The organism is Aeromonas sp. HMWF017, assembly GCF_003061465.1.
Taxonomy (GTDB): Bacteria; Pseudomonadota; Gammaproteobacteria; order Enterobacterales; family Aeromonadaceae; genus Aeromonas; species Aeromonas veronii.
The window spans coordinates 1-13,119 of the sequence record NZ_QAJD01000035.1; the positions used below are offsets into that span (position 1 = coordinate 1).

Genomic DNA, 13,119 nt, shown 5'->3' on the forward strand with positions numbered 1-13,119 from the left:
ATTGCTGAAATAAACTGTTCGACTTCTTATTGCTAAGAAATCGTCTTGGTCACTTCACCAGACATTGAAAATCAAAAATTGTTTTTGATGCTCGATGCTGTGAGTGCCCACACAGATTGCTTGATTCAAATTGTTAAAGAGCGTCACGCTTATCGCGTTGAGGAGGCGCATATTACGCCTCTCACTTCGAAAGTCAAGCGATTGTTTTCGCTTTTCTTTCGGCGCCCACTTCATTAAGAAGCTGGCTCATCAGTTCGGCGTGTTCCGCCGTGCTGGTAGGGGCGCATTATAGGGAGCCGCGCCGCGATGACAAGGGCTTTTTGCAAAAATGCGTTCGTTTGCTGAAAAAGCGAACTGAACACCCCAAAACAACCCCTTGGCGCCTCTTTTACGCCGCTTTTTTGCTCAACTCTTCGCTTTGTGCCCGGATATAGTTGACCCAGCTGGTTGCCTTCTGTTGCCAGTTATCCTGCTGCTGCAGCTCACGGGCCAGTTCCAGCGCCTGGGCATACTGCTCCTTATTAAGGTGTGCCTGCACCAGCAATGCTTTGGCACGATTGCCTTGCTCGCCTTTTACCGACTTGATAGCGGCGAGCTGGGTCATGGCGGCATCTGTCTTGCCCTGTTGCAGCAGCAGTTCGGCGGCGCGCATGGCGGCTTTGGGCTGGCCATGCTGGTTGGCCAGCAGTTGCCAGCTATCGACAGCTTGTGACCACTCCCGGGCACCTTCCCACAATTGAGCCAGCAGTTGGCGGTTTTCAGCACTTTGCTTCATCTGTCCCTTGGCCATGGCCGCTTCCAGCAGACGGGCACCGCGATAAGGCAGCCCTTGCCAGGCATAGAGGCGGATCAGCTGATTACGGGCTGACGCGTCATCCATCAGTTTTCTGTCGATGGCAGTTTGTAGCAATGCCAGCGCCTGATCGCCACGTTTGGCGGAGAGGTTGAGCGACACCCCCTGTTGCCACCATTTGCTCTCTGTCGGCTCGTGACGGATCAGCTCGGCCGCCTGATCGGCCGCCACGCCATAACGTTGCTGAGCGGTGAGGGCGGAGAGACGAATGATAGCGGCCTGCTTATGCCAACCCTTCTTCAACAACTGTTCGCTCTGGCTGGCAGCGTCACCGTACTGCTTGTTGTGGTAATAGAGGCCGGCCAGACGCAGGCGCAGTGCATCGTCTTGCTTCAGTGCCAGCGCCGCCTTGTAGCTGGCGATGGCACCAGACCAGTTGGATTGCTGGGCCTGAATATCGCCGCGTAGTCGCAACAGCTGGAGCTGTTGCTGCTCGGGCCACTCTTTATAGGCAAGGGCCTGTTCGACATAACGGCTCGCCTGGGCGGTCTGTTGCAGATTAGCCGCCAGCGAGGCTTGCAGCTGCGCCAGCCAGGCACGCTCGGCATCGCTATTTGGCTTGAGGCCGGATGCCTTGCTCTGGGCTTGTTGCCACTGACCGGACTGATAGAGCTTCATCACGGGTTCAAGCTGACGGGAGAAGTGGGGGCTGACCTCCATCGCCAGACAGGCTTGGCCAACCAGGGCCAGCAGACAGATCCAGATCCGCAACATAGTTATGACTCCAGTTTGAATTTGAGCGTGATGACTTGCACCAGCTTGTCGGTGGCGCCCGGTCTCGGCTGATAGCGCCACTTGTTGATCGCCTGAATGGCCGCCCGCTCGAACTGACGCTTGGGTTTGGCCTCGACCACTTCCACGTCCTGCACGCCACCTTCCGCATTCACGCTAAAGCGCAGGGTGACGAAACCTTCGATCCCTGACTGTTGGGCACGATAGGGGTAGACCGGCTCGATCCGCTGCAGCGGCATCAACATGTCACCAGCGCCGATACCCGCCCCTTGCTGCTGGCCGTGGTAATTGCCACTCAATACCGGTGCGGTACTGGTCGCTACACCGGGGGCATAGACCTGCACCGCGCTGAGGCTGGAAACCAGATCCAGACTCGGCTCAACAGCCGCCAAGGGGGCCGCGGCAGGCATCGGCAGAGGTGTCGATGCCAATGCGGCGGGAGGCTCTGGCAGAGGTTCAGGCTCCTGCGGCACCGGACGCTCGCGCACCTGCACCTCGGTCACCTCGTTCTGCATATTGATAACGATGGGCTTCTGTTCGCTCGCCACCTTCTCGCCCCGGGGCGGTTCAACCAGCGTGGCCATGAACAGCAGGATGCCCAGACTGAGTGCAACCCCCAACCCCAGGCTCATCAGCTTGTATTTCATTTCGGTGCCACCGCCACGGCGATATTGGCGATACCCGCAGCCTTGGCCTCATCCATCACCCGCACCACCTTGCCGTGGGGCACTCGCTCGTCGGCCTGGATAACCAGGCTGGCATCGGGTTGCTCCGCAAGCAGGCGGGCGATGGTGGCCTGTACCCGCTCCACATCGATCTGCTTGCGGTCGAGGAAGATCTGACCCTGAGCCCCGATCGCCAGCATGATGCTGGAAGATTTCTGCGCCTTGGCCTGACTGGCCTGGGGCCTGTGCACCTCGAGCCCGGCTTCGCGCACGAAGGAGGTGGTGACAATAAAGAAGATCAGCATGATGAACACGATATCCAGCATGGGGGTCATGTCGATCTGCACTTCGTCACGCTGGCGTTTGGATTGCCGTCTCATTGCATTACCTTCTCTTCTCGCAGGCCGTCCCGGGTCTTGGCCAGCGCACGCTTGGCCTGACTCTCGAGCCGACTGAGTAACAACACGCCGGAGAGCGCCACCACCATGCCCGCCATGGTGGGGATGGTGGCGCGGGAGATCCCGCCCGCCATGCTCTCCGGGTTAAAACGGTTGGCCGCGGCCAACGCATCGAATACGCCGATCATGCCGGTCACAGTGCCCAGCAACCCCAGCATGGGGCAGAGCACCACCAGGGTGCGGATGAAGATCAGATGACGGTTCAGTTCCAGCTCTGCCTGCGCCAGCCAGCGACTGCGGATCGCCCGGGCGTGCCAGCTGTGGCGCTCGCTGCGTGCCTGCCAGCGGCCGAGCAGCTGTTGCTGCAACGGGCCGAAACCCAGATTGAGGTAGAGCAGCCGCTCGATCATCAAAATCCACATCAGCACCAGCAGGGCCAGAATGACCCAGAGCACCGGGCCGCCACGGCCCATGAAGCTCTGCAGCTGTTGCCAGATGTCGAGCATCATGCTGCTCGCTCCATCCCGCCGTTATTGCTCTCGGCGCGCTCGGCCAGAATGCCGGCTACTTGCTGCTCCAGTACATTGGAAAGCTCGGTGAAGCGTGATTGCAGCAGGCTGTGGGCCAGGATCAGCGGAATGGCCGCAACCAGACCCTGTACCGTGGTGACCAGCGCCATGGAGATGCCGCCCGCCATGATCTTGGGATCGCCGGTGCCAAACTGGGTGATGGCCTGGAAGGTGCCGATCATCCCGGTTACGGTACCGAGCAGACCCAGCATGGGGGCGATGGCCGCGATCACCTTGACCATGCCGATGCCGCGCTCCATGCGAGGAGTCTCCTGCAGGATCGCCTCATCAAGACGCAGCTCGAGGGTCTCCATGCTCAGCTCGGGGTGTTTGTCTGCCACCGTCAGCACCCGGCCGAGGGCGTTGTCGGCGTGATACTCGCCGCTCTTGAGCTGGCGGCGCACCCGACCCAGTTCGCGGGAGAGGCTCCACAGCCGTACCGCCGCAATCCCCAAGCCGATGGCAGCCAACAGCACGATAATGGCGCCGACCTGACCACCTTGTTGTACCTGCTGCCAGAAGGTGGGCGCCTGTGCCAGCATCGCCAGCAGAGTGCCATGAGAAGGATCCAGCGGCAGCGCTTCCCCTTCCTGACCCTGATAAGCCGCAACGGCAGAGAGCACGCTACCGGGCAGACCCAGTACCGGGCTCAAGCCTTCGGCAGTCGGTTGCAGGAAGCCTTCGCTCCCCAGCAGGGCAAAACTGCCAACCCGGGTCAGCGACAGCTCGCTGGCAGCCCCCTGGGCATCGAGCACCTTGCCGTTGAACTGGGCAATCCGGCCAGATTCGCGGATCTCCTGCAGCAGCGTGGCGGGCAGCAGGGCGAGGGCGGCGCGATCCGGCACCTGTTTATCCTGTGCCATGGCTTTCAGCGGGGCGAGACGTTCCGGGTACTGGCCCTCGACGGCGGATTCGCTCAACAGCTTGACCGCATCGCTGGCGCCCTGACGGGTGACCGCGAAGATCTCGTTCATGTCGCCGGAGGCTTGCTCCCACTGGGCGTTAAGCTCGACCAGCTGCTTCTCGTTGCTGGCGAACTTGCCAGCCAGCTCCTTGCTCAGGCGCTGGGCCTCGGCCAGTCTGGCGCGGGCAGTGCCGAGCTCCTTGGCAACGGTCGCCAGATCTTGCTGAGCCTGCTGTTCACGAGCCTGTTCCTGCTGCTGCCACTCATCGGCGACAGCGGCGTTGGTACCGTAGGAGAGAGCAATAAGGAGGGGGAACCACTTCATGGTGACTCTCATGATTGGGCCTCCTGACTACGGCTGACAGAGAGGGGGACATTGAGCAACTGGGGAACTTTCTTGTCGGCGGCCACATCCATCGCCTCGGCGATGGGGGAGAGCCACTGGCTATCGAGGGCTTGCCACTGCTTCGCCTCGGCAGACCAGCGCCATGCCTGACTGCGATCGGCCGTCATTGCCAGCAGGGAGACCCGACCCAGCGCCAGCACATCGACTCGACGCGGAGCACCATCCAGCTCCAGCTCGGCGGAATAGCTGTCCATCCGGCTGCCGTACTCGGCTTCAATCTGATAGGCCTGCAGTAGCTGACGGAATTTCTCTGCCTCGCTAACGTCTGCGCGAGCCAGGGTCGCTTTTAACTGTTCAACCCGCGCCAGCCGATCTTCCTTGCGCAGCGGGATGTCGTTTTGCACCAGCTGTTCCAGATCTGCCTGCATCTGCAACATCAGCGGGATCAAGCCCTGACGGGTCTCTTGCACCGCTTCCAGCTGTTGGCTCAATTTACCCAGCTCATTTTGCTGATCGGCCACCAGAGATTGCATGTAGCGGTTGTAGGCTTCGAGGTCGCGCAGTTGCAGCTGGGCATTTTGCAGCTCCAGTCGTGCGGCAACAGCGGCATCGGCGGCTTTTTCCACCCGCTGCTGGGAGGCTTTCCCAGCAGCTATGCTGTTCTTGAGGGCGGGAGCAACCAGCTCATCCCCGATGGCAGCAAAGTGGACTGACAGTGGCAGCAGGGCCACACCCCATAATTTGTTCATTGAAATACATCTTACTAATGATAACTATTATCATTATCTCAAATACAGGGCGGACTGGCAACGAGAGGATTTTCTTGGCCTTTATGCACAAAAACAGGATAATTTTTAAGCACGCACGGAATAAGTGGCGCCAATAGCCACCGCACAAATATAAATAACGATAAAAAATCTTTTCGATCAGTGTGATAGAGATCGAAAAAGGAGAAAGTAATGCTCAACGATGCGATCTGGGAACATATCGACAAGTTCACCAAGGCAACAAAAACCAGCGATATCCAGCAACTGCTGGAGCGCTTCAGTCATCAAATGGGCTTCGATTACTTTCGGCTGCTGATTATTTTCCCCATCAGCATGCAAAAATCCCACGTGGCACTGTTCAACAACTGTCCGACCACCTGGTTTGACGCCTACAGCGAAAACCAGTATCTGACCCAGGATCCGGTGGTCTATCTGGGGCTGAAACAGACCCAGCCGATCTTCTGGAACAAGCTCGACTGCGACTCGCCCTGGCTGCCCAGCGCCAGCCGCGACGTGATGAACCTGGCTGCCGATTTCGGGGTACGCAATGGCGTCTCCTTTCCGCTGCACACCCCGCAGGGGGAGCACGGCATCCTCTCATTCATCACCAAGGACAAATCCAACTCCGACCTGATGTTTGAAAATGTCCCTCTGCTGTCGTTCTGCGCCAGCTACATCTTCAACTCTGCACTGCAACTGATCAAAAGCAGACCGGATATGATGAAATACCTGACCGAACTTTCGGATCGGGAGAAGGAGTGCCTGTTCTGGGCCAGCGAGGGCAAGACCTCCTGGGAGATCGCCACCATCCTCGGCATCAGTGAGCGGACGGTCAACTTTCACCTGACCCAGGTGACCAACAAGACCGACTCAAAGAACCGCAGTCAGGCCATCGCCAAAGGGATCACCAGCGGCATCATAGTGCCCTCCCTCGACGAGGTCACCATCACCAACCTGCGGCTGTCGTAACCCCTCAGCAGCAACAAAAAGAGCCGCAATTGCGGCTCTTTTTCATGTCAGAAATGTATTAGTGTAATAAAGTTGAATACCAAATTTCTCTGCAAGACCTTCTATACCACATGGAAAAATAGTCACTGGAAAATAAAGTTGGACACCGATTTACAGAGTCTGCCCAGTACCCGCGGGAGAATGGAGTAATAAAGTGTGACACCGACCAATTATCACCAGACCTAGATAATCTAACTAATGTGGATCTGGGTATACAAATACCCAGTCCTCCAACCTGCCACTTAGTTGATATTCTCCCAAGCCTCAAAGACAGTCATACGCTTGACCGTGACGGTGGCATAGCACAGAAACCATAGGGGCTTTAAAGTGGTTCAACCATTGATTAACGAGACTTGGGTGGTAGATGGTCAAGTAGTGGCATCACCACCAGGCGATACTGATGCGCTGTACATCCGGCCGATGCTGCACCCTAGCGCCATAGTGCCTCATGGAACGAAGGTCCTACACTCGCTGGTACTCGACAACAATGTGCTGACAGATATTGTCGAAGGTCGGCGTTCGGCCAATACAGATTTTTTGGAACAACTGCTGCGCTCGAAGCCGTTGGAGTTAAATCCGACGATGGCAATGCTCGAACAACGACCAAAGTTTGCTGGTGCTAGTAAAGCTCTACATGACTATGCAGAACTACTGGGAAAGCGCTTTGGTTCATGGGATGCAAATCAAAACTCCATAATTTTTGACCGAGCACTTGAGGATGCAAAACCAGACCTTAAAAAAAATGTATCACTACTGTCTGGCTATCTACCTGCCATTCTCTATCTCTACCATCAGTCAAGCAGCGCCGAATCCAAGCTGGAATGGTTGAGTGGATTGCTCAAGGCGGGAAACTTGCCATTCCTGCAATTACCTTTCTATCTGGCAGCATTATTATTCTTAGCAAAGGAGCAGCCAGCCCTCTTTCGCAAAAAGGTGCTCAAGAAGGTGCAGGCAGACACCAAACTTATGTCCAGCTTCGGTAAACAAAAAGAGGCGGTAGAAAATTTTGGCCATGATGTGATGCTGCCAGCGATATCGATTTTTCCTGCTGGCGTACAGAATTCGATGGTATTCCCATATATCGCCACACGCGACTACTTGTTGCAGGACTTCTTGGCTGAAGTCCAGTGCCATGCCATCGCGGCACTACCGGATGGACGAGCGAATGGGGCATGGGTATTGAACCCAGATGGACGTCTTCATGAGAAGCTTGGTGCTGCGATAGCTCGTTTCCTGCCCTACCGAGCGCACCCAGGCACACAAGAAGAGCGATCTGTGCGGCTAGCAAATCTTCGTGCCTTCTCGAACAGTTACCTTGAAAAATGCCTTACCCTGAATGAGAACAAAAAATCAGCCCCTGTTTAAACAGGGGCAACTCTGGACTTTCATCCTCTTCCAACCCCACCACGAACTAGCAAATTCAAAACTTGCCCTCCTGGTACGAGACTAATTGAAGCATGTCTATGGGCAAGAGCCACAGGAACAATTGCATTGTCATAAAGATCCATCTCAAAATACCGGATCAAATCACATGCACGTTGTACTTGGTCACCATAGCGCTCGATTTCAGATTTCGCTAACGCAAAAGCCCTGCCACCGCCATTATGGTTTTTATCAGGAAACGGATATGGAAGCGCAAAATTGAACATTCGGCCTCTCTCTGTCTTAAAGAGAAAATCTTGGCCATAGTAGGTTTCATTCCCAAAATTACTTGCTGGAGAATCCGAACCTGTAATGTATGTATTACGGTAGTCATCGTCAACTAGACGCAACATGCCATCATCGAGGAATCGTTCCAGCAAGAGAGCATGATCCATAAGCACACCAGTCTTCTGTAATCCAACGACAAGCATTGAGCTTAAATTCAACTCTGCAAGACGCACATTTACTTTGTGGATTAATGCTTGCAAACGAAATGATAGCTTTGCAGGCTCTCCAAACAACGCAAGAGGACCATCAAGAACAAATGCAATATCAGATAAGGCACCTGGGTGAACATGAAATACCTGTAAGATGTATGCACCGAGCATAAGATGTTCAACTGCATTCATCATTCGTGTCATTGCGCTACTATTATCGCCGTAATCACTTATTCCTTCATGTAAGCGTAGCCAATCTGTAATAAATACGTCTTCATGACACACTGGACATTGTTTCAAATCTCTGTCAATAAAATCAAAGCAGTGACTATGCCCGCATGAGGGGCAGCTCATTATTTTTAGTGATGGTTCAACTAACTCACGAAGCGTTTCCGTCAACAACATTGGTGTTTGACCATCACCACGATTAACCGACATCTGATCAAACAACGCACGTCTAAAACCATGTTTTACGCTAGCAACCCCCTTATATCTAATATTGCTACCAGGCATTGTGAAAGTTATAGGTGATGCAGACCGATGCATATCGGCAATTTTAAATGGATCGATAAAATGACTTGATGAATCAAGTAGGCCTGCATAGTTTTCCATATTAACTAGCACATGACTTACTTTTAGAAATCCTATCTGTGTACTTGGTAACTTATCATTTATAGGAGTATCATTTTTACTTGCATCTGACGCTACTACAAACTTTGGCAGTTTTGGAGGAACTGCTCGTGGCGCTCGTTGAAAACGCGATGCCAGCACCCGTCCTTCTTCATCAGATGGCTCACGCAAATAATCACAATTCGAAAGAAAGTTTTGCACGTCAGGGTTGCGCACAAAATCAGCATGCCCACCTTTACCTGCATGTTCGCGAACATAAGGCATTTAGATACCTACCTTTTCATTCTGCCCGACAATTAATGCTATTTGAGCCTTAATGTCATGTGGAGTGAATCTATTTATTTGCGTTGGAATTACAAATGGAGCAGATAAAGTTTTAATTCTAGCAAAACCCACATCTTGGGCACTTTTCAGAGAGGGCAAGAAATCCTCAAAGTCATAAAACTTACCTAAAGTCCTTAGTTCATCATCATTATTTAGATGTGTTACGAACCAATTTTCAGTGTTGGCCAGGATATTAGGATGAACAGAAGATGGCTCCTGAGTTGCATACACAAAAGCAATTTTTGCTTTAGCACCTTCTTTGGCAATGCGTGGCCATGTCGTATCTAAATCAACCTTTTTGCCGATCAAATTATGAGCTTCCTCAACATAAATAACTATGTTTTGCGGCACCTTGCCTTGATTTAGTGCATCCATTTGTCTATCAAAAATCTGCCTGGCAATTCTCTCAGAGAGTACTTTACGAATCTCTACAGGGCCAGCTGACAAATCGAGAATAACAATTTTCCCAGCATCTAAATATCTTACAATTTCCGATGTCACATCTCTAACACGACGAGCAGAATGGTAAGAACGATATTTTTGTATTGCGCGCCATCCACCAAATGATTGCTTACGACTTGTTTCTCGAGCCAGCATATTTAGCATTGATTCAAGTAATGGGTCAACCCAAGCATTTCCAGTGGTGGAAGATGATAAACCGATTGTAGCGGTTCTCTTTTCTGCTTGCTGTTCTCGCACACCAATATTTATCACTCTAATCTGTTCAAACCATGCTGCGGCCTCCATAGGAGAAACTTTGTCGGATACAGGAAGAACTACATCTGGACTTTCTTGTGAACGTAGGTATGTATTCATTTGCTTCACAAGAGATTGTGGCATTGGTATTTCCACGAGAAACCCTGACGGAACTGGATATCCTGCGCGAGCTAAAATACATTGAAAAACAGCTACGTGACGTTTCCAACGAGTATATTCACTAGTATCTGATTTGTTTGGCTCTTCAAGAGTAGCAGACATAAATGCATCCAAATCCTGCCCCGAAAAAGGAGAGGACTCTTGTTTGAAAAGCGCTTGGATCAGATTAATAGCTTGCCCCGGCTCGGTGTAGAAATTCATCCGAAGATCTTCAAAGCCCGGAGTTTCAAGTGCACGATAACGAATAACTCTGTCACCAAAAACATCCGCAATGGAACTTCCATCATCCTGATGGTTGGCATTTGCATATTCACCATTAATATCGAAAATTAATTGCCCGACCTTGATGTCAGATTTCATTGCAGCCAATGCAACCGCTGAAACAGTTGTTTTAACTGTATTAGACTTCCCCGTACGCGTCATGCCAAGTACAGCAGTACGGCGGGCAAGAAAGTCTGCTGGTTGAATTTCAACTTGAACAGATTCGCCGCTGGAACGTTGCAGTCTATTTGTAGATGTATATCGAACAGTACCGATTTTTATCGGTTGAGGAATGTCGCTAAAGCCAGCTTTTCTGGCTTCTTCAGCAGCCTTAGTGCGGATTTCTGGGTTCACATGGTTTACTATCCTAGCCAGAACATCACCGCGCGGTTTATAGGCTCGCATACGCGGTAGACTCATAAATGTTTCGACATCGCTTCCTAAGCGCAGTTGATCGTCTTGCATGAAAAACGTCCCCAACACTCGGCAGCGCAACCCTCCCCACTGTAATTCACTACGCGTAATGGGGTCGAGACCATCATTGCTATCACCAGGAAGCCTCTCTTCTTCTCGACGTCTCTGGTGATGCTCAATACGAGTACGCACCATATCAGCATCCTGAGGCAATGTTGCAGGCTCGATAACACGAAGCAGCACAACCTCTTGATCTATATAGGATGTTTCATTAAAACGAGTTGGATCGAAGCCTGCGGCGACTAAGAATGAATTATGAGCTAACCCATTAACAGCATACTTAAACAGGTCGTTTGTTTGTACATAAGCCTCGTCGTAACGCAGGTTATATACGTATCCAACAAAGGATTGTTTGATGTCACCTATCAGTAGACTGAGGGGGTGACGAGCAGTAACTTGATTGATAATACTGTTCATGGTGACGCACTTCCTGAGGTGTTGCAGTTTCAATCGAACATGTTGATATGAATCAGATTAATTTTGCAATACGTACACTTCGAAAGTGCTGGCCAGCCCCCAGTAGGTAGGCTACGATGCAGCTGGGATACTAGATTAGGATTGATAATGAACGGGTTGATTGCACACGAAGATGACCGGCCAACACGTGGTGCCACGTTTGGAACCCCACTTCGTTACCCTGGAGGTAAAGGACGCCTAAGTCTTTGGCTCTCTCAACTGATTCGTGAAAATGAATTGAACAACGGATGGTATGTTGAACCATACGCTGGTGGAGCTGGGGCGGCGATTCTTTTGCTTTCCGGTGGTCATGTTGAGCGCATTGTACTCAATGACTTAGACCCTGCTATACATGCATTCTGGTGGGCAGTTCTGCACGATACCGAAAATCTGCTTCGCCTGATAGATGAGGCACAGCCGACACTAGAGACTTGGGAAGCTTTACGCGCTGTACATGCACAACCTCAGAACCACAGCCTGACAGAAGTCGGTTTTGCAACTTTTTATCTTAATAGAACGAATCGCTCCGGTATCTTACGAGGAGGGCTTATTGGAGGCAAAGCTCAAACAGGAAAATGGCTGATGTTTGCCCGCTTCAATAAACTCGACCTTTCTCAACGTATACGGAAAATTGCCAATATGCGGCACAGAATTTCATTATATAATGAGGATGCAAACGACCTTATTTCAGGCCTACAATCTGACCTACCCCAAAACAGCCTGATATATTTAGATCCGCCTTATTATCATAAAGGAAGTCAACTCTATCGAAATCATTATAAGGCCTCAGACCATGCTGCAATTGCAGATAGAGTTGCAACGCTATCTACCCCATGGTTAGTTACTTATGATAACTGCGAAGAAATAAAAGAAGTCTATGCAGGCCATAACCACGTAGAATTTTCTTTGCATTATTCAACAGCAAAAGAACGCCCTTTAGCCAGTGAGGTTATGTTCTATGGAAATATATCTCTTCATTCGCAGCCTATAATGAGCAAGCGATTTTAATCTAAAAATAGACACCGATTTTTAACCGGTGTCTATTATAGATGCCACATTAAAAATGATGCATTAGCTTAATATTGCATTGTATAATTTTTCAAAGTCATCTAAGAAAACACTTCTTTCCTCAGGCATTGTATCCAAGAGATACTTAAATGCATTACCAGCTTGTTTTCCCCATGCCCCTAAATCCAATTGCTGATTATACCATTTTTTAGCTTTAACACGGCATGATGTAATATCAGATAAGTTATAATCTTTAAAACAAATCTGTTTTGAATAATATTTTGTCTTTTCCTCCCAAAAGGGACTTTTATCTGGCAAACTGATCAAAAACTTAGCTAACAATGATTCTGGGCTGACATCTCCAGGCAAGCAAATATAGTTTTTAAGTCGATATTTATTTAAGTCAGCCCGAGCATCACCATCAAGGATAACAACGGAGTTTGGATAGCTGAATGAGTCTATCTTCTTTTGACCAAGCTGAATTAAATTCTTGCATCCCAATGTGATTTCTGGAAAGGATAGATGTTTAAACTTTCTCTTTAAAATTGCTTTGGTAAAATGAATACATTCATTGTCTTCTGTGTATACGATTAATTTTTTAACCTCAGCCACCTTGCCAATTGTGACATTAAGATTATGAACCATGTTATCGTAACTAGGGTTTTCTTTAACTACAATTTCGCCATCAGTTTTTTTTAAAAAAATCGCATTGAATTGTTTATCCCTTCCCCTAATTTTTTTCAAATCACCGATTTTTTCTAAAAGATGTAATGAATGTGTTGTTGCGATAATTTGAACACTTATATTACTACAAAGTGAAATTAAAGAGTCCAACATTTTCACCTGAGAAGCAGGATACAGTGTTGCATCTATCTCATCAATTGCAAGAATGCCACCTTTATAGTCATCAGGATACTTATCTTTAAGTCTTTGAAAAGATATTATTGACAGTAAAATTCGACCGACATTATCTTGTCCGGCAGAGTTTG

The 13,119-nt window shown here is 50.3% G+C and carries 12 protein-coding genes; 3 read left to right on the forward strand and 9 right to left on the reverse strand.

Annotated elements, in window-relative coordinates; genetic code table 11:
- Positions 1-388: 388 nt before the first annotated feature.
- Genes DBR30_RS02850 through DBR30_RS02875 form a run of 6 tightly spaced genes read right to left on the reverse strand, consistent with a single transcriptional unit; the run spans position 389 to position 5,216 of the window.
- Positions 389-1,567 carry a hypothetical protein gene (locus DBR30_RS02850; RefSeq protein WP_033115216.1) on the reverse strand — a complete coding sequence of 393 codons (1,179 nt, stop codon included), beginning with the start codon at positions 1,565-1,567 and terminating at the stop codon, positions 389-391.
- Positions 1,568-1,569: 2 nt separating this feature from the next.
- Positions 1,570-2,232: an energy transducer TonB gene (locus DBR30_RS02855; RefSeq protein WP_021230422.1), complete on the reverse strand. Its 663-nt coding sequence runs from the start codon at positions 2,230-2,232 to the stop codon at positions 1,570-1,572.
- Positions 2,229-2,630 (reverse strand): ExbD/TolR family protein, encoded by a 402-nt coding sequence (locus DBR30_RS02860; RefSeq protein WP_005339369.1) that lies wholly within the window; start codon positions 2,628-2,630, stop codon positions 2,229-2,231. The genes DBR30_RS02855 and DBR30_RS02860 overlap by 4 nt, the downstream gene beginning before the upstream one ends.
- Positions 2,627-3,157 carry a MotA/TolQ/ExbB proton channel family protein gene (locus DBR30_RS02865; protein WP_005339367.1) on the reverse strand — a complete coding sequence of 177 codons (531 nt, stop codon included), beginning with the start codon at positions 3,155-3,157 and terminating at the stop codon, positions 2,627-2,629. The genes DBR30_RS02860 and DBR30_RS02865 overlap by 4 nt, the downstream gene beginning before the upstream one ends.
- On the reverse strand, positions 3,154-4,458 hold the full coding sequence (locus DBR30_RS02870) for a MotA/TolQ/ExbB proton channel family protein (protein WP_108541820.1): 1,305 nt from the start codon (positions 4,456-4,458) through the stop codon (positions 3,154-3,156). Before DBR30_RS02870 ends, DBR30_RS02865 begins: the two co-directional genes overlap by 4 nt.
- Complete coding sequence (locus DBR30_RS02875) at positions 4,455-5,216, reverse strand: DUF3450 domain-containing protein (protein WP_005357258.1); 762 nt, start codon at positions 5,214-5,216, stop codon at positions 4,455-4,457. The genes DBR30_RS02870 and DBR30_RS02875 overlap by 4 nt, the downstream gene beginning before the upstream one ends.
- Positions 5,217-5,426: 210 nt before the next feature.
- On the opposite strand from DBR30_RS02875, the gene DBR30_RS02880 reads away from it, so the two are divergent.
- Entirely contained in the window at positions 5,427-6,203 is a 777-nt protein-coding gene (locus tag DBR30_RS02880; RefSeq protein ID WP_005339360.1) for a helix-turn-helix transcriptional regulator, read from the forward strand.
- A 396-nt stretch (positions 6,204-6,599) separates the two neighbouring features.
- Entirely contained in the window at positions 6,600-7,607 is a 1,008-nt protein-coding gene (locus DBR30_RS02885) for a hypothetical protein (protein WP_219927542.1), read from the forward strand.
- Positions 7,608-7,627: 20 nt separating this feature from the next.
- Here DBR30_RS02885 and DBR30_RS02890 read toward each other — a convergent pair whose 3' ends face one another.
- Both DBR30_RS02890 and DBR30_RS02895 read right to left on the reverse strand, forming a co-directional pair.
- Complete coding sequence (locus DBR30_RS02890; RefSeq protein WP_108541821.1) at positions 7,628-8,995, reverse strand: hypothetical protein; 1,368 nt, start codon at positions 8,993-8,995, stop codon at positions 7,628-7,630.
- Complete coding sequence (locus DBR30_RS02895) at positions 8,996-11,083, reverse strand: ATP-binding protein (protein WP_108541822.1); 2,088 nt, start codon at positions 11,081-11,083, stop codon at positions 8,996-8,998.
- Between the two features lie 147 nt (positions 11,084-11,230).
- Between DBR30_RS02895 and DBR30_RS02900 the strand changes: the two genes are divergently transcribed.
- Complete coding sequence (locus DBR30_RS02900) at positions 11,231-12,130, forward strand: DNA adenine methylase (RefSeq protein ID WP_108541823.1); 900 nt, start codon at positions 11,231-11,233, stop codon at positions 12,128-12,130.
- Positions 12,131-12,193: 63 nt separating this feature from the next.
- On the opposite strand, the gene DBR30_RS02905 is transcribed toward DBR30_RS02900, so the two are convergent.
- Positions 12,194-13,119 (reverse strand): AAA family ATPase (locus DBR30_RS02905; RefSeq protein ID WP_146181349.1); only part of this gene is annotated, 926 nt, incomplete at its 5' end.

Coding starts and splice junctions, on each gene's coding strand:
- DBR30_RS02850 (WP_033115216.1), bottom strand. CDS start 1,567: ATGTTGCGGATCTGGATCTGTCTGCTGGCCCTGGTTGGCCAAGCCTGT.
- DBR30_RS02855 (WP_021230422.1), bottom strand. CDS start 2,232: ATGAAATACAAGCTGATGAGCCTGGGGTTGGGGGTTGCACTCAGTCTG.
- DBR30_RS02860 (WP_005339369.1), bottom strand. CDS start 2,630: ATGAGACGGCAATCCAAACGCCAGCGTGACGAAGTGCAGATCGACATG.
- DBR30_RS02865 (WP_005339367.1), bottom strand. CDS start 3,157: ATGATGCTCGACATCTGGCAACAGCTGCAGAGCTTCATGGGCCGTGGC.
- DBR30_RS02870 (WP_108541820.1), bottom strand. CDS start 4,458: ATGAGAGTCACCATGAAGTGGTTCCCCCTCCTTATTGCTCTCTCCTAC.
- DBR30_RS02875 (WP_005357258.1), bottom strand. CDS start 5,216: ATGAACAAATTATGGGGTGTGGCCCTGCTGCCACTGTCAGTCCACTTT.
- DBR30_RS02880 (WP_005339360.1), top strand. CDS start 5,427: ATGCTCAACGATGCGATCTGGGAACATATCGACAAGTTCACCAAGGCA.
- DBR30_RS02890 (WP_108541821.1), bottom strand. CDS start 8,995: ATGCCTTATGTTCGCGAACATGCAGGTAAAGGTGGGCATGCTGATTTT.
- DBR30_RS02895 (WP_108541822.1), bottom strand. CDS start 11,083: ATGAACAGTATTATCAATCAAGTTACTGCTCGTCACCCCCTCAGTCTA.
- DBR30_RS02900 (WP_108541823.1), top strand. CDS start 11,231: ATGAACGGGTTGATTGCACACGAAGATGACCGGCCAACACGTGGTGCC.